Here is a 16,144-nt window from a genome sequence, read left to right on the forward strand (position 1 = left end):
ATATAGTTGCTACTTACTTGCAATGATACAATAACAAAATTATAACTTTCGAATTAACAAAAAATGTGATTCTGATTACATTTCCGTTATCCCTTCGCAGCGTTTCCCAATTATAGGGATATAACGTTCTTTTCAAAAAAACTGTCTTCTAAACCGGAACAATTTTTTGCAATAAAAACCATTTTTTTTTTCAAATGCAAATTGCTGATAAAAAACACGCAGTTTATCTTGTATTAAGTACACTTTGCCCCCAATATACCCCTATCCTCCGGATTTTTTCACCTTATAGCCGTCGGCCTTGAGGGCAGTCATTATTTTCTCACAGAAATCGCCCTGCACAACAATCTCACCATTTTTCGCTGAACCCCCTGTACCGCACTTCTGTTTTAGTTTTTTTCCCAGAATCTCAAGATCTTCTTCGGTCCCGGAAAAACCAGTAATTAAGGTCACCACCTTCCCTCCTCTTTGCTTCCTGTCTAAACTAACCCTAAGGTTCTGCTTCTCAGGCGGCAAAGTTTCCGTTGCTTCGGGTGTATCAAGTTGAAACTCAAAATCAGGGTTCGTGGAATAAACGACCCCGCTTACATTTTTGATCTTTTTCGACATGCAGCTAATATAATACAGAAAGTGAAGACGGGTTTACAGAAATAGAAATTTCCCTGCCGGCTCCCCGGGGTTCCCCATCCACATGTACTCTCACATTATCGTAAGATACAATACGTATATTTTTCCCTTTTATTATTTCCAGATACCTGGAATGATCAGAAGTTTTTGTAAACATCCTTAATACAACCGCAGGAAACAGGGCCAGAGGAAAAGGCTTCACTACGCAAACATCCAGTAATCCGTCACTTAGCGAGGCTTTGGGTGATATATACGCGTTATTTCCATATTGAGGGGAATTCGCAATACTGATCATAAAAGCTGTCCGTTCAACGATCTTTCCGTCTATCTCAATCCTGTAGGTACCCGGCTTATATTTCACGATCTCTGAAAACGCTGTCTTTATGTATCCCCTGAACCCCCTTGAGGTCATCCCGGCAAATTCGTGACTGATATGTGCGTCGAAACCAACTCCCGCCATATTAAAAAACTTCTGCTCATTCAAAACAGCAGTGTCTATCGCCATACTGCGCAACTGGTTAATAACTCCGATCGCTTTCCTGCTATTCAGCGGGAGCCCGAGTGACAAAGCGAGCCCGTTGCCCGAACCGCAGGGTACTATCCCCATCTTTAAACTGGTATCTACCAAAGCAGATGCAACTTCGTTAATGGTGCCGTCGCCTCCTACCGCAACAACCACATCCGCACCGGCAGCAACTGCCTCTGATGCTATTTTGTGGGCATGACCTGCATATTCAGTAAAAACAAAATCGGGCAGGAACTTCTCCTTATCAAGGTGTTTTTCAATAAGCAACGGAAATCCCTCCTTGTCTTTACCCCCCGAAATAGGATTGATAATAAATAAAATTTTCTGTCTCAAGTGCACCTGTAAAATAGCGGTAAAAATAAGGATTATTGGCCGGATTAAACTTCCGCCATAATCATTTAAGAACGAACTACATAGTTATCATTTATTTGCGAACAGAAAAAATTTCTTCTTTCCTGAGAATAAAAAATTCTTGTACATTCGCATTACCAAAGTGGACTGATTTGCTTTGTCCGTTGGAACGGAAAAGATTGCAACCACGTAAAAAAGTGCTAACACCTGCTGCTGTTTTACGCCCTGCAATTTACCAGTCCCTCTGCTTTAATTTATTAATAATAAAATTATGCCCTATTTATTCACATCAGAATCAGTTTCTGAAGGACATCCCGATAAAGTTGCTGATCAGATATCAGACGCTCTGATTGATAATTTCCTTGCATGGGATCCCGACTCGAAAGTCGCATGCGAGACACTGGTAACTACCGGACAGGTGATCCTTGCCGGAGAAGTTAAATCCACTACCTATCTGGATGTTCAGAAAATAACCAGAGAAGTCATTCGGAAGATCGGATATACAAAGTCTGAATATATGTTCGAAGCCAATTCCTGCGGCATCCTGTCTGCCATTCACGAACAGTCAGCAGATATAAACCAGGGTGTCGACAGGAAAGAAAAACAGGAGCAGGGTGCCGGAGATCAGGGAATGATGTTTGGTTACGCCACCAATGAAACTGATAATTATATGCCCCTTGCTCTTGATCTGGCACATAAGATCCTCATCGAACTTGCAAACCTGAGGCGCGAAGGCAATGAAATCGCATATCTCCGCCCGGATGCCAAATCTCAGGTCACAATTGAGTATAGTGACGATCACAAGCCTGTCAGGATTGACGCCATCGTAGTTTCGACCCAGCACGACGAGTTTGCAGGGGAGCAAGAGATGCAGGCAAAGATCAGGGAAGACATTATTAACATTTTGATTCCCCGGGTAAAAAACAGCCTCAGGCCCGAACTTCAGCAGTTATTCAGCGAGGATATCAAATATCATATCAACCCGACCGGAAAATTCGTGATCGGTGGTCCTCACGGCGACACCGGCCTTACCGGACGGAAGATCATCGTCGACACGTATGGCGGCAAAGGCGCACATGGTGGCGGAGCTTTCTCCGGTAAAGACCCATCTAAAGTTGACCGCTCTGCCGCTTACGCAACCAGGCACATTGCCAAGAATCTGGTTGCAGCGGGGGTATGTGATGAAGTGCTGGTACAGGTTTCTTACGCTATCGGGGTAAAAGACCCGATGGGAATTTACGTGAATACATACGGCACGTCAAAGACTGCTCTTTCAGACGGTGAGATCGCCGGAAAGATCACCGAGATCTTTGATATGACCCCTTATGGAATAGAAAGCCGCCTGAAGCTCAGAAACCCGATCTATTCTGAAACAGCCGCTTACGGACATATGGGCCGTGAAGCACAGACTGTTGTGAAGGAGTTCGAAGGAGCAAACGGCGATAAGAAAAAAGTAGAAGTCGAACTCTTCACATGGGAGAAGCTCGATTATGTCGATAAAGTAAAAGCGTCTTTTGGTATTTAATTCCATGACAGCAAAGAAAGCCTTCTGATCACCGGAAGGCTTTCTTATTTAACAACAATGTAATTATAACGATCCCTGAGTTTTTTATAATGACCGACGAAACACACAACCCCTGGCAGATCTTATCAGAAACTGAAGTTTACACCAATCCGTGGATAAAAGTTACGGAGTACGGCGTGATCAATCCCTCAGGAGGACAGGGCATCTATGGAAAAGTGCACTTTAAAAATCTCGCCATCGGGATCATTGCCCTGGACGAGCAATTGAACATCTGGCTGGTAGGCCAGTACCGGTTCCCCCTCAACCAGTTCAGCTGGGAAATCCCTGAAGGCGGCGGGCCTCACGGCATTGACCCGCTCGAGTCAGCAAAGAGAGAACTGCTGGAAGAAACAGGACTTACCGCAAAAGACTGGACGGAACTTCAGCATATCCACCTTTCCAACTCTGTCAGCGATGAATATGGCATTATTTATCTTGCAAAAGATCTTACTGAAGGAGAATCCTCACCTGAAGAAACAGAGCAGCTGCATATCAGGAAAGTAGCTTTTGAAGAAGCATATCAGATGGTCCTGAGCAATCAGATTACCGATTCGCTCAGCGTAGCCGCAATACTCAGGGTAAAACTTATGCTGCAGGGATAAAGCCTTGCATCTGATACTCCCTCCATCAGAAAACGTTTTACAGATGAAAAATTTGACATAAATTAGCGGTTTTCAGGTGATAAATGAATAAGTTCCTTGGTTACATCTTTTCGCCCATTCACTATCTTTTGTTTGGACTCCTGCTGGTAATATTTCACCCTATCCAATGGCTCAGCCTGAAACTCGGTGGATATAAAGCGCATAAATCTTCTGTAGAAGCATTAAACTACCTGCTGATTGGAACCTACTATGTCATGGGCGGCCGGGTAAGATTCATCAATAAATACGACTTGCCTGTCGGCCGGCCGATCATCTTCATCGCCAATCATCAGAGCATGTACGATATCACGCCAATGATCTGGTACCTCAGGCGCCACCAACCTAAGTTCATCTCAAAGATTGAGCTCACCAGGGGCATTCCGAGTATTTCTTTTAACCTGAAACATGGAGGTGCGGCAAATATAGACCGCAAAGACCCCAAACAGTCCATCACCGAAATCCTTAAACTCGCCCAGAGAATGAGGGATAACAACTGGTCGGCTGCCATATTTCCCGAGGGAACACGTTCCCGCGACGGAAAAATGAAACCATTTGCAGCAGGAGGAGTGAATACCCTGATCAAGAAGGTTCCCGGCGCACTGGTGGTCCCGGTAGCAATAACCGGATCATGGAAGCTCACCCGCTTCGGGACATTTCCTTTAAGTTTTGGAGAAAAAATGACATGGAAGGTTCTTCAGCCAATTGAGCCGTCAGGCAAAACCCCGGAGGAAGTCATTTCTGAAGCAGAGAATGCTATAAAAAGTGAAGTGGAGGCCTGATAAGGCCTCAGATATTCCGGTCCTCGATCTTTTTAAAGAAGCTATCACGGTAAGTATCGCCTATCGGTATGATCTTATCTCCTATCTGGATCCTGCCCCTTTCTATACTTTCGATCTTGTCAATCGATACGATAAACGACTTGTGAACCCTTGCAAAACGCTGATTGGGCAGAACCTCCTCAAGTTTCTTCATATGCTGAAGGGTGATAACTCTTTCAACAGGGGTGAAAATAGAAACATAATCCTTTAAGCCCTCAATGTACAGGATGTCATGAATATAGATCTTCTGGATCCTGTGTTCTGTTTTGACAAAAATAAAATCAGGAGCAGTCGAGGCAGGCCTTTCAGGAGCTTGGGGCACAGACGATACAGGAGCGAGCTGCGACTGCACTTTCGAAACAGCTTTGTAAAAACGGTCAAAAGCAATTGGCTTCAGGAGGTAATCACAAACGTCCAGCTCATAACCATCCAGGGCGTACTGAGAATACGCGGTGGTCAGGATTACACAACACTTTCCATTAATGATCTTCAGAAATTGAATGCCGGTCAGCTCAGGCATCTGGACATCCAGGAATACCAGGTCTGCCGCATTATTCTGAACAAGAGACAATGCCTCAAAAGCACTTGTAGTTGCCTTTACCAGCTCAAGAAAAGGAACTTTCTCAATATAATCCGTCAGGATATCAAGAGCCAGAGGTTCATCATCAACAACAAGACAACGTATCATAGTCATTTACAATTCCAACACTAATTTACAACAGTAAAGCTCTCCCCGCTCTTCTATATCAAGATTATATTTTCCGGGATATAGCAGATCCAGGCGACGCTTCACATTATTAAGTCCTATTCCGCTCGTCAGATCCTTGTTCATCCCGCTTTTATTATTCTTTACTGTAAAGACTATCCTTCCGTTCTGTATATCAATATCTATTATGATCGGAGAAGACGGATCTGAGGTAACGCCATGCTTAAATGCATTCTCAACAAAGGGGATCAGGATCAGAGGAACTATCGTTTGCTCTGTATCATTCCCTTTTACAGACATCCTGACGTTATCATCCGAGCGAAACCGTAATTTTTGCAGCTCTATATAGTTTTCAAGATACCTGATCTCCTTCCACAGCTCCACCCGGGGTTCATTGCTCTCCTGAAGCATATATCGCATAATCTCCGATAACTTGAGAATGGCCTCCGGAGTCCGTTCAGAATGCTGATAAGCCAGCGAATATATGTTATTTAATGAGTTAAAAAGAAAATGGGGGTTAATCTGGGACCTGAGGAAGGCCAGTTCGGCAGTCAGCTTTTCATTTTCCAGGTTTTTCCGGATCTTTTCATTTACAAACCAGTCAAGCGTAAACTTGGTAACCGTACTAAGTACAATAAAAAAAGTACCGGTGAAGAATGCACCCGTATAATACTCCCAGAAAGAAAGATACCCGCGCGGCTCCGTTTTACTTCTGAGCACCACGTCAGCGAAGAGGCTGGCAACACCATATTTGATGATCCCTGAGATCAATATCAGGAAGACAATGCTGAATGTACACCCGAGATAACGCCTGGTGTTTAAGAACTTGGGAAGGATGTAAAGATAATTAATATAGAACAGGCAAATATTGATCACCCCGAAGTAGATGTAAATAATAACAGATTCTCTGAAGTTTCCGCTCCTGCTCCCAATACCGGCAAAAAGAAGAAGAATAGCGATCCAGGCGATCGCGTGCAGAAGGCCCGTTTTTAATTTACTCATCAGCCTCTAAATTAAACAAAGGCAACGAAATAAAAATGTCCGTTAGACGAACGGACACCTTTTATCTTCAAACGGCGGAAGAATCCCGCTCTGTTACGGTAGCGAATGATAAGGCCGCAAAGAACGGCGTTAAGTCCTCATTGCAGACTCAACGCCATCCGGCAATTTATTCTCCGGTCTCCAGCAGTTCGAAGCACTCTTTTGCTATTTCAAGCTCTTCATTCGTAGGGATAACCAAAACCTTCACCCTTGATTCAGGGGTACTCACATCACGAACAACAGAAGCACGCACCGCGTTCTTCTCTTTGTCCAGCTGAATTCCCGTGAAATCCATATTTTCACAAACCAGTTCTCTGATGTCATCAGCATTCTCACCCACACCCGCAGTAAACACAATCGCATCAAGGCCGTTCAGGGCAGCAGCATAAGACCCGATATACTTCCTGATCCGGTAAACGTACATGTCGAGCGCCAGCTGTGCACTTTCGTCACCTTCATGCACTGCCTTCAGCACATCTCTCATATCGCTGTTTCCTGTAAGCCCCAGCATACCGCTGCGCTTATTAAATAATGTATCCACCTGCTCTATATCATAACCCAGCTGAGACACGAGATAGAACACCACAGAAGAATCTATGTTACCGCAGCGGGTACCCATGATCAGCCCGTCCAGCGGGCCCAGTCCCATGCTGGTATCGATACATTTTCCACCATCCACGGCAGCCATGCTGCAGCCATTTCCAAGGTGGATCGTAATGATCTTGGCATCAGGTTTCTGAAGATGAGAAAGAGCCTGCTCTGTTACATATTTGTGGCTGGTTCCGTGGAAACCATATACACGGACACCGTGGTCCTCATAAAACTTCGCAGGGATGGCATAACGATACGCCTTAGCAGGCATTGTCTGGTGAAATGCGGTGTCAAACACAACAATTTGAGTCGCCTGGCTGAAAATTTTCTGAGCAACAGTAAGACCTACATAATGAGCGGGATTGTGTAATGGAGCCAAAGCAGAAAGCCTTTTAATTTCTTCCTTTACCTCGGGAGTAACGATCGTAGTAGTAGAAAAGCTCTCTCCGCCGTGTACGATCCGGTGCCCTACAGCTTCTATTTCTGCCGGATCCTGGATCACTCCGATTTCAGGTGCAGTTAACAGATGGCCCACTTCCTGCATTCCAGCCTCATGATCAGGTAACTCAAGGGTCTTCTTAATCACTTTCTCTTCCCCGCCAAGATAAACCTTATGGGTAATTGCCGACACTTCAAGGCCTATACGCTCCACCAGCCCCGAACATATCGGAGATGTCGACGGCCATTTAAACAACTGATACTTAATCGAACTGCTCCCGCAGTTTACTACAAAAATATTCATGCAAATAATATTCGTTTACTTCCTTAAATTCTAAAACCAGCAAAGACGGAAAAATCCGTCTTGCTGGTTCTTTTTTACTTTATTTATGACTTAATTAATTATTCTGACTCTGAATAGCAGTGATGATAACAGTATTAAAGATATCATCCACTGTACAACCCCGGCTAAGGTCATTCACCGGTTTGTTAAGTCCCTGAAGCATAGGCCCGATAGCCAGGGCACCAGTCTCACGCTGAACAGCTTTGTAAGTGTTATTTCCGGTATTCAGATCCGGGAAAATAAGCACACTCGCCTGTCCGGCAACTTCTGAATTTGGCAGCTTTTGCTTTCCAACCACCGGATCGACTGCCGCATCATACTGGATTGGGCCTTCAACCTTCAGATCAGGACGCTTTTGCTTCACAATCTCTGTCGCCTTACGCACTTTATCCACATCCGCTCCTTCACCCGAAGTTCCGGAAGAATAAGACAACATCGCAATACGCGGCTCAATTCCGAAACGAATACTGCTTTCAGCTGAAGAGATCGCAATCTCAGCCAGTTGTTCTGCTGTAGGATTCGGGTTCACCGCACAGTCACCGAATACAGACACCCGGTCTGGCAGACACATGAAGAACACGGAAGATACAACCGAAATGCCTGGCTTTGTCTTTACAAACTGCAATGCCGGACGTATCGTATGCTGAGTAGTATGAACAGCACCGGAAACCATTCCGTCTGCATGCCCTTTGTACACCATCATAGTACCGAAATAGGACACGTCAGTCATCAGGTCACGTGCCATTTCAAGGGTCACGTTCTTGTTCTTCCTGAGTTCATATAACGTTTCCACATAATCATTATAGTATTCAGATTCAGCAGGATTGATGATCCTTACCTTAGTAAGGTCGAGATCCAAGCCTAAACGTTTTGCCGATGCTGCAATAGCAGCAGGATCGCCCAGGATGGTAAGACTCACAATCTCCTGGCTGATCAGACGGGCCGCAGCCTTTAATATACGGTCATCATCACCTTCCGGCAACACGATATTCTTTATTTCACGTTTTGCCCATTTACCAAGCTGGTACTGGAACATATGAGGGGTGATTCCTTCCGGTTTAAACGTGATGATCTTCTGGTCAAGTGCCTGGGTATCCACATATTTATCAAATGTGTCAATAGCCAGCTGGATCTTTTTAACGTTGTCTGTAGTGATCCTCGACTTGATAGAAGCAATTTCTGTAATGGTCTGGAATGTACCCGTTTCAACAGAAATGATCGGCACAACAGTCTGAGAACCTTCGATCAAGCGAATGATGGGCTCTTCAGGAATAGAACCGGCAGACAACACGATCCCTGCAACCTTCGGATAGCTGGTAGAAAGATTAGCCTGAAGCGAGCCGATTATAATATCTCCACGGTCACCAGGCGTAACGATCAGCACATTTTCCTTAATATGACTGAGGAAGTTAGGCACATTCATAGCACCGGTAACGAAGTTATCCACCTGGTTAGAAAGGAATTCTTCTCCAAACAGAAGCTTCCCGCCGAGACTTTCATGAATTTCCTTCATCGTAGGATTCAAAAGTCCCTTATCTTCCGGAATAACCGCGAGGATAGTATCCTTCTGAAGCTGGGCAGTTAAAAGTTCCCTCACATCTGCTGCCTGCTCATGTTTAACCTTGTTAACGAAGATGGCAAGCACCTGTACCTCACGTGCTTCAAAATTCCGGAGCATCGTAAGCACAGAATTAACTACCTGAGCTGTTGTCTTACTCTCTGCCGACACTACTATAATAGCAGGAGCCCCCAGGTTCTTTGCTATAGAAACATTTGCATCGAATTCAAAAGCCGCACCTTCTCCAAGAAAATCGCTTCCTTCAACAACTGTAAAATCATAACTCTCTTCAAGCTTCTTGAATTTGGAAATGATGGTCTCCATCATCTGCCCTTCACTCTCACTCTCAATCTGGCGCATCGCTTCCTGTCTGGTCAGGGCATAAGTATCCTCGTAACTAACCGGAAGGCCGAAATGTTCTACGATCGTCTGGATATGAACATCTTTCTTCTCTCTTGGATCGTAATTTACTATAGGCTTAAAATAACCCACTTTCTGGGTTTTGCCCAAAAGCATATTTACAAGACCCAGCGCAACAATGGATTTACCACTGTATGGCTCTGCGGTTGCAATAAAAATATTTTTGGTCATAGTTTCTTTTATTGAAATTCTGCACGAAGGTAGGGCTTACGCCAAAAAAATATTATGATACTTGTCATATTATTAGAATAAAAGTAAAATTTACCCTTATTCCACTCATTTTTTCCAATAAAAGCCAAATATCATCTCCTTTATCTTATTACTGTACAACTCCCGAAAATTTAAAGCAACCGGTCTTTCATTGCATCCTCTATATCCGGCCCCGGAAATAAACAGGTGACAACATTGATTTCATTTGCCAAAGAAGTTCTAACAATAAATGTTTAACATCATTATTTATTGTAAGTCCAGTCATTCTCCGGCATCCCGCCTCAATCTACATTTGCACTATAAATATTTTAAATATCTGAATAAAACCACATAAAATGAAAACAGTAAAATCCAGTTCAAACGCACTTAAATACTTTCAGTTAGCAACTATTGTATTTTTCGCTGCAATCTTCGGATTCAGCACATCAGCACAAGCCCAGGTATACAAAACAGTGGGTGGATCGATAAAGGTTCTTGGTACCTCTAATCTTCATGATTGGGAAATGGTAGCACAAAATGTACCGGCTGATGCGCAGTTTACAATCAAAGGCAACCAGGTTCAGGACATTTCTTCCTTTAATTTCACTCTTCCTGTAAAAAGCCTGAAAGCCAAAGAAGACCTGATGAACTCCAGGGCATACAAAGCGATGAAAGCAGACAAATTTGCTACGATCACTTTCAAACTGGCCTCTGCTGAAGTCAGTCAGTCAGTAGTAAAAGCGACAGGAGCACTTACAATAGCAGGTACAACCAAGCAGGTAACCCTTCAGGGAAAAGCAGTAGAAAATGCAGACGGCACCGTCACTGTTAGCGGATCAAGAAAGATCAAGATGAGTGAATTCGGCATCACCCCTCCTACTTTCATGCTTGGAGCTCTAAAAGTTGGAGACGAAGTAACCGTAGAATACACTTTAAAACTTAAGAATTAAAAAAACCCATAATAATATACCTTAATAATTGAAACATGAAAACAACTTTAAAATCTAATTTTGCTAAAGCAGCGGCAGCATTGTTTATTGCCGGCGCACCTGCCCTGGTAAACGCACAGGAGGTAACAGTTGGCAAAACATTCGAAAACATGCGTGCTTACGATAAATCCGGCATCAATGTATTCGAACCCAAAAAAGAAGCAACAGGCACATTCGACGGATTAAAATTCAATATCGGAGCCGGTTTTACCCAGGCTTACCAGGGACTTAAGCATGAAACCGACCGGGTTGGCGGCGTTCCTTTATATCACATGAGCCCTGGCTTTAATAATGCTAGTGCCAACCTCACATTCGACGCTTTACTTGCTGATGGCATCCGTTTAAACCTCACTACATATTTATCATCCCGTCACCACAACGAAACGTGGGTAAAGGCTGGATACATCCAGTTCGACAAACTTCCTTTCAAGGGCCAGTTCTGGGATGATCTGATGAAGTTCACTACGATCAAGATCGGGCACATGGAAGTGAATTACGGTGATGCTCACTTCCGCAGAAGTGACGGTGGTTCAACTCTATACAATCCGTTCGCTGAGAACTATATCATGGACAGCTTCGCTACCGAAATCGGCGCTGAAATCTATTTCAACGGAGGTAACGGACTATTTGGTATGGTTGGAGCTACAGGCGGAACAATCAGAGGTACAATTGACAGTACCAACAATCAATTACTCGCAGCACCCGCTGGTATCAGTAAAATGCCTTCATTCTTAGGAAAAGTTGGATACGACAAACAAATTGATGAAAAACTCCGCGTGAGAGTAGCAGCATCCATATATCATAATAATGCAGTTGCCGCTGCTGGTAACACTTTATATGGTGGCGACCGTACCGGTTCTAATTATTTCATGGTGATGGAACCAGCTTATGCAGGAACTGTTGCAGCCCAAGGTGCAGCTTCAACTTACGCAAACAACGCATTTTCAGGACGTTTAAATCCTGGATTTGGCAGAAAGATCACAGCAGCACAATTTAACGGATTTGTTAAATATACAGGTCTTGAATTGTTCGGAACTTACGAAGTTGCTAAAGGAAGAGCATATGGTGCCGCAGATAAGAGAGATGCAAACCAATACGCAATCGAAGGTATCTACAGGTTCGGAAAGAATGAGAATTTATTCATAGGAGCCCGCTATAACGGAGTCAAAGCAGATCTAGCCGCAACCACTGGAACTCCAGTTCAGAACGATGTTAAAGTCGACCGTATCTCAGGTGCTGCTGGTTGGTTCTTAACAAACAATATCCTTTTAAAAGGTGAATACTCTGTGCAGAAATATAAAGACTTCGACGCAACAGATATCCGCTACGGTGGTAAATTCAATGGATATGTGATCCAGGCAGTTATCGGATTCTAAGAAACTGTTTTCATTTTCAAAAGTCAGGCAGGATAATTCCTCCTGACTTTTTTCAGTAAATGCTGTTAATACAACAAGATGATACGCTACCACAAACCCATTTTGTTTTTCTTCTTGCTGGCATTGCTAAGCGTTCTGATTTCTTTTAAAGAAGGTGATCCCAATCAGCGGACCGCAAAATGGGTATTAATCAAGGGAGGCACTCTCCAGGTTAAAGGAAGCACCAATATCAACAACTTCAGCTGCTCCATCATCGGCTACAGCAACCCCGACACTATCCTTGTCAGTAGAAGCCGGGCAGACAAAGAGTCTGTCGCCCTCACCGGCGCCCTGGCTCTTGATGTCAAACTATTCGATTGCCGGAACCCGGTAATGACCGGAGACCTCAGGAAAACATTAAAATCAAAAGATCACCCCAAGCTCAAAATCAAATTTATCTCTTTAAGTAAATTCCCCGATTTCAGCTCTCCGAATGACGTCATCAAAGGCTTCGTTGATATTGAGCTGGCCGGAGTCTCCAGGAGGTTCGACGTAAACTATACCTTCTACAGGGATGAACAGAAGATCATCAGACTGGTAGGCGAACGGGACGTGAACTTTTCAGATTTCAACCTCACCCCGCCCCGTAAATTAGGCGGGATGATCCAAACCGACAATAAGCTTTCAGTCAAATTCCAGTTAGGAATGAAATCTCTCTAGTTAAGGATTGATCTTAGCCAGCACTATCCCCGCAACTACAGCCTGTACAAATCCATAGATAAACCAGCTCAGTACCATCGAAATAGTAATATCCATCGCACTAAAGGTAATCCACATAACCGGCAGCAATGCCACGATTGCGTAAACCAGTCCGAATTCAAGCCCCCGCAAAACAGATCCTCCGTGGAATAAACCCTTAAATCTTTCCCAGAACCACGACAAGGCCATACTAATAATAAAGGCATGTAAATAGAACAACAGATCCCGGCTGCCATCCGAATTGAACAGGGGATTATTATATTCGAGAAACAACTGGGGAAAGAACCGGATCGCCAGATACAATCCTCCATAACTGATCACAAACAATACCACTCCGGCAATCAACCCCGACCACAAAATGCGTTTCATTTCTTTTTTACAAAAACTCTAAATTAATCTTTTCTTATCGGCACAGGCTTATTCTGCCGGAACCCTAAATTACGATAAAAATGATTATTCCCGCTTTTTTCCGGTGACTTTCCTTATTTATAGCCTGATTCACACTGAAAAACAAACGATTAACAGCCATTATGAAAAACATAGTTTATTCCCTACATCAATGGAATCCATGATCTGCATCATTTTAATCCCGCTGAATAAACCGGAACTTTATTTCAAACCGAAATATTGATGTAACCATGAAAACATTTGTACTTTCACCGTCAGTCAACAAAGGAGCAAACCTGCAGGCACTGTACCTGTCATCCAGGAACTGGCTTTCCTATATCGAATTTTTCGAAGATGAAATTAAATTCTTCAAAAAACTGCTGATGAAATATTTCATCCTGGAGATTAATGATGACAGCATCAATCGCATTAATATTATTAACGCGGAGATCAAACGGCTTGAAAGAGAAAAAAACCAGGTACTGAACGATATTTTCTGCTATCAGTCAAATCTTAAAGCAACACTTGAAGACATGATGCAGCTAAGCGAACAATACCTAACCATCCAGCATAACGACATACAGGAAAAGGTGAAAGCGCTGCACCCGGTACTTGATCAGATCAAACAACGCCTGTACACCATTACCGAGCTCGAAATCAGGGAGAGAAACAGGCTCAGCGAATAAGCCTCATCCCTTAACACCTTATAAAAGAAAAATTCTGTAAATAGAATATTACAAAATATCCTACCTTTGCATATTATGAACATGCCAGTTACCCTTGCTGCTGATTGTGAGTAATTTCTATATTACTCATTAGCACCACAACACTTCATTCAAATCATATTTTTATTAAAGTGCTTTCTCCTGCATTCCGGTTGCACAGAGCTAAAGCCGAACAACTATTCTATATATCATTATGCAAAAATCAAAACAAGCGGCCCTGGGATTTATCTTTTTAACCATACTCATCGACGTGATCGGGATGGGAATTATTATTCCTGTATTCCCCAAACTTATCACAGAGATGATCCATGGCAACCTGAGCACAGCTTCGGAATACGGTGGATGGCTGATGTTTGCCTATTCATTCATGCAGTTCGTGTTCGCTCCCGTTCTGGGTAACCTGAGTGACAGGTTCGGCAGAAGGCCGGTACTCCTGTTCTCCCTGCTGGGATTTGGACTGGACTATCTCTTTCTTGCCTTTGCGCCCTCTATCATATGGCTTTTTGCAGGCCGTATTATTGCGGGGATCACGGGTGCCAGCTTCACGGCTGCATCTGCTTATATTGCCGATATCAGTACTCCTGAAAAAAGAGCCCAGAACTTTGGCCTTATAGGAGCAGCCTTTGGCGTTGGATTCATCATTGGCCCGGTGCTTGGCGGTGTTTTAGGCCAGTTCGGATCCCGAATCCCCTTCCTGGTAGCAGCAGGATTAAGCCTTCTGAACTTTTTATATGGATTTTTCATTCTTCCGGAATCACTCCCAAAAGAGAACAGAAGGAAATTTGACATAAAAAGAGCAAACCCTCTTGGCTCATTGAAACAGTTACGGCGCTTCCCCGCTATTTCCGGGCTGATCGCATCTCTCATACTGGTTTACATTGCAGCACATGCCGTGCAAAGCAACTGGACCTATTACGTGATGGAGAAATTCGGATGGAATGAGTCATGGGTTGGATATTCACTGGGATTTATCGGGCTGCTCACAGCCATTGTCCAGGCAGGACTAATCCGTATCATCCTGCCTAAGTTAGGACAGGAACGGGGAGTAACCGTAGGTCTATCCCTCTACAGCCTTGCGCTCCTGCTTTTTGGCCTCGCCACAAACGGATGGATGATGTTCGCGTTTATGATCCCCTATACTCTCGGCGGAATCGCCGGTCCTGCAATTCAGGGATTAATATCTACACAGGTTCCGGCCAATGAACAGGGCGAGCTGCAGGGTGGATTAACAAGCCTGATGAGCGCAACATCGATCATTGGCCCGCCCTTGATGACGAGCACTTTCGCATATTTTACGAGCTCCGCGGCTCCCTTCAGATTTCCGGGTGCTCCGTTCCTGCTGGGATCTCTTCTGATGATCATAAGTGCACTCCTGGCAGTCAGAAACTTCAGAAAGAAAGCCAGGACGGTAGTTCAACCCTCAGGCGATTAACAAGCTAATTTGAGAGCGGGACACCCCTGCTCTCTTTATACTCTTTAACCGTTCTGAATACCTGGTACGGAAAATTGTACGGGAATTTACAGGCCCCTTTTTCTAAAGGTTTCTTGTAAGTATCGGTCAACGTATATGTTGAATCCTGCACCTTGAAAGAAGCATCATAATATTTAACCATATTTTCCATAGCAGCCCCTCTTGTACAACCATTGTTCAGGAAATTATTGATCCTTTGAAAGGAATACAGCGTTCCGGTCGTATCAAAATAACTCTTATAAGCAATAAACCAGTCGCTGGTTTCGCTGAACGGCATTTCTGCAATATATAATACCCGGCCCTTCGAATCGCGAAGAAGATTGTAAGTCGTTTCAATATCCCTGGGATAACGCTTATTCTCTACCTTCAATGGTTCCTTCGCCCCTTTTACCTTAGCATATACCTCGAGAGATTTATCTGTAATAAGAAGATCCGTTTTATTCTTTTGCTTTTTCAATGCCGCAACAGTGTCATCTGCACTTCCACCACCTCCGGAATGGCCACAGCCCGAAGAAAGAAAAAATGCGATTAGTAAGGAGGTTATATACAGGCCTTTCATACTTTAAGGATTAAACGGTTGAAATTACACTTTTTCTTCAATATGCACGTAAGCCTATTATCTTCCTGCAGATCAAAGCAGAAGGGGGG

At 43.9% G+C, this 16,144-nt stretch carries 16 protein-coding genes; 8 read left to right on the forward strand and 8 right to left on the reverse strand.

The annotated features are described in order from the left end of the window. Nucleotides 1-261: 261 nt before the first annotated feature. Together DDR33_RS00415 and DDR33_RS00420 are read right to left on the reverse strand one after the other, a co-directional pair. Complete coding sequence (locus DDR33_RS00415) at nt 262-606, reverse strand: translation initiation factor (protein ID WP_109413789.1); 345 nt, start codon at nt 604-606, stop codon at nt 262-264. Between the two features lie 4 nt (nt 607-610). After that, nucleotides 611-1,489, reverse strand: coding sequence for a diacylglycerol/lipid kinase family protein (locus DDR33_RS00420; RefSeq protein ID WP_317047405.1), 879 nt, complete (start codon nt 1,487-1,489; stop codon nt 611-613). Nucleotides 1,490-1,772: 283 nt separating this feature from the next. Here DDR33_RS00420 and metK point away from each other — a divergent pair, with 283 nt between their 5' ends. The 3 genes from metK to DDR33_RS00435 all read left to right on the forward strand — a co-directional run bounded on the left by metK (nt 1,773) and on the right by DDR33_RS00435 (nt 4,485). Beyond that, entirely contained in the window at nt 1,773-3,026 is a 1,254-nt protein-coding gene (gene metK / locus DDR33_RS00425) for a methionine adenosyltransferase (RefSeq protein WP_109413791.1), read from the forward strand. Between the two features lie 89 nt (nt 3,027-3,115). After that, a complete protein-coding gene (locus DDR33_RS00430; RefSeq protein WP_109413792.1) occupies nt 3,116-3,667 on the forward strand; it encodes an NUDIX domain-containing protein in 552 nt (183 codons plus the stop codon). An 83-nt stretch (nt 3,668-3,750) separates the two neighbouring features. Then, nucleotides 3,751-4,485 (forward strand): lysophospholipid acyltransferase family protein, encoded by a 735-nt coding sequence (locus DDR33_RS00435; protein ID WP_109413793.1) that lies wholly within the window; start codon nt 3,751-3,753, stop codon nt 4,483-4,485. A 7-nt stretch (nt 4,486-4,492) separates the two neighbouring features. On the opposite strand, the gene DDR33_RS00440 is transcribed toward DDR33_RS00435, so the two are convergent. From DDR33_RS00440 to pta, 4 genes are all read right to left on the reverse strand, one after another. Beyond that, complete coding sequence (locus DDR33_RS00440; protein ID WP_109414161.1) at nt 4,493-5,212, reverse strand: LytR/AlgR family response regulator transcription factor; 720 nt, start codon at nt 5,210-5,212, stop codon at nt 4,493-4,495. A gap of 6 nt (nt 5,213-5,218) precedes the next feature. After that, nucleotides 5,219-6,232, reverse strand: coding sequence for a sensor histidine kinase (locus DDR33_RS00445; RefSeq protein ID WP_109413794.1), 1,014 nt, complete (start codon nt 6,230-6,232; stop codon nt 5,219-5,221). Nucleotides 6,233-6,398: 166 nt separating this feature from the next. Continuing rightward, nucleotides 6,399-7,604 carry an acetate/propionate family kinase gene (locus tag DDR33_RS00450; RefSeq protein WP_109413795.1) on the reverse strand — a complete coding sequence of 402 codons (1,206 nt, stop codon included), beginning with the start codon at nt 7,602-7,604 and terminating at the stop codon, nt 6,399-6,401. A gap of 94 nt (nt 7,605-7,698) precedes the next feature. Then, nucleotides 7,699-9,792 (reverse strand): phosphate acetyltransferase, encoded by a 2,094-nt coding sequence (gene pta, locus DDR33_RS00455; protein ID WP_109413796.1) that lies wholly within the window; start codon nt 9,790-9,792, stop codon nt 7,699-7,701. 374 nt (nt 9,793-10,166) lie between these two features. On the opposite strand from pta, the gene DDR33_RS00460 reads away from it, so the two are divergent. From DDR33_RS00460 to DDR33_RS00470, 3 genes are all read left to right on the forward strand, one after another. After that, nucleotides 10,167-10,760, forward strand: coding sequence for a YceI family protein (locus DDR33_RS00460; RefSeq protein WP_109413797.1), 594 nt, complete (start codon nt 10,167-10,169; stop codon nt 10,758-10,760). A 35-nt stretch (nt 10,761-10,795) separates the two neighbouring features. Continuing rightward, nucleotides 10,796-12,175, forward strand: coding sequence for a hypothetical protein (locus DDR33_RS00465; RefSeq protein ID WP_109413798.1), 1,380 nt, complete (start codon nt 10,796-10,798; stop codon nt 12,173-12,175). 78 nt (nt 12,176-12,253) lie between these two features. Further along, nucleotides 12,254-12,874, forward strand: a complete 621-nt coding sequence (locus DDR33_RS00470; protein WP_109413799.1) for a YceI family protein — start codon at nt 12,254-12,256, stop codon at nt 12,872-12,874. On the opposite strand, the gene DDR33_RS00475 is transcribed toward DDR33_RS00470, so the two are convergent. Next, the gene (locus DDR33_RS00475) at nt 12,875-13,282 is read right to left on the reverse strand and encodes a hypothetical protein (RefSeq protein WP_109413800.1); all 408 of its coding nucleotides are present in this window, start codon (nt 13,280-13,282) and stop codon (nt 12,875-12,877) included. 269 nt (nt 13,283-13,551) lie between these two features. Between DDR33_RS00475 and DDR33_RS00480 the strand changes: the two genes are divergently transcribed. Both DDR33_RS00480 and DDR33_RS00485 read left to right on the forward strand, forming a co-directional pair. Next, nucleotides 13,552-13,986 carry a hypothetical protein gene (locus tag DDR33_RS00480; protein ID WP_109413801.1) on the forward strand — a complete coding sequence of 145 codons (435 nt, stop codon included), beginning with the start codon at nt 13,552-13,554 and terminating at the stop codon, nt 13,984-13,986. A 232-nt stretch (nt 13,987-14,218) separates the two neighbouring features. Further along, nucleotides 14,219-15,457: a TCR/Tet family MFS transporter gene (locus tag DDR33_RS00485; RefSeq protein WP_109413802.1), complete on the forward strand. Its 1,239-nt coding sequence runs from the start codon at nt 14,219-14,221 to the stop codon at nt 15,455-15,457. Nucleotides 15,458-15,461: 4 nt separating this feature from the next. Here the strand turns inward: DDR33_RS00485 and DDR33_RS00490 are convergent, their stop codons facing one another. Then, entirely contained in the window at nt 15,462-16,055 is a 594-nt protein-coding gene (locus DDR33_RS00490) for a hypothetical protein (protein ID WP_109413803.1), read from the reverse strand. Nucleotides 16,056-16,144: the final 89 nt, after the last annotated feature.

Source organism: Pararcticibacter amylolyticus (genome assembly GCF_003130405.1).
Taxonomy (GTDB): Bacteria; Bacteroidota; Bacteroidia; order Sphingobacteriales; family Sphingobacteriaceae; genus Arcticibacter; species Arcticibacter amylolyticus.

Coding starts and splice junctions, on each gene's coding strand:
- DDR33_RS00430 (WP_109413792.1), top strand. CDS start 3,116: ATGACCGACGAAACACACAACCCCTGGCAGATCTTATCAGAAACTGAA.
- DDR33_RS00415 (WP_109413789.1), bottom strand. CDS start 606: ATGTCGAAAAAGATCAAAAATGTAAGCGGGGTCGTTTATTCCACGAAC.
- DDR33_RS00450 (WP_109413795.1), bottom strand. CDS start 7,604: ATGAATATTTTTGTAGTAAACTGCGGGAGCAGTTCGATTAAGTATCAG.
- DDR33_RS00435 (WP_109413793.1), top strand. CDS start 3,751: ATGAATAAGTTCCTTGGTTACATCTTTTCGCCCATTCACTATCTTTTG.
- DDR33_RS00490 (WP_109413803.1), bottom strand. CDS start 16,055: ATGAAAGGCCTGTATATAACCTCCTTACTAATCGCATTTTTTCTTTCT.
- DDR33_RS00460 (WP_109413797.1), top strand. CDS start 10,167: ATGAAAACAGTAAAATCCAGTTCAAACGCACTTAAATACTTTCAGTTA.
- metK (WP_109413791.1), top strand. CDS start 1,773: ATGCCCTATTTATTCACATCAGAATCAGTTTCTGAAGGACATCCCGAT.
- DDR33_RS00440 (WP_109414161.1), bottom strand. CDS start 5,212: ATGATACGTTGTCTTGTTGTTGATGATGAACCTCTGGCTCTTGATATC.
- DDR33_RS00475 (WP_109413800.1), bottom strand. CDS start 13,282: ATGAAACGCATTTTGTGGTCGGGGTTGATTGCCGGAGTGGTATTGTTT.
- DDR33_RS00485 (WP_109413802.1), top strand. CDS start 14,219: ATGCAAAAATCAAAACAAGCGGCCCTGGGATTTATCTTTTTAACCATA.
- DDR33_RS00470 (WP_109413799.1), top strand. CDS start 12,254: ATGATACGCTACCACAAACCCATTTTGTTTTTCTTCTTGCTGGCATTG.
- DDR33_RS00465 (WP_109413798.1), top strand. CDS start 10,796: ATGAAAACAACTTTAAAATCTAATTTTGCTAAAGCAGCGGCAGCATTG.
- DDR33_RS00445 (WP_109413794.1), bottom strand. CDS start 6,232: ATGAGTAAATTAAAAACGGGCCTTCTGCACGCGATCGCCTGGATCGCT.
- pta (WP_109413796.1), bottom strand. CDS start 9,792: ATGACCAAAAATATTTTTATTGCAACCGCAGAGCCATACAGTGGTAAA.
- DDR33_RS00480 (WP_109413801.1), top strand. CDS start 13,552: ATGAAAACATTTGTACTTTCACCGTCAGTCAACAAAGGAGCAAACCTG.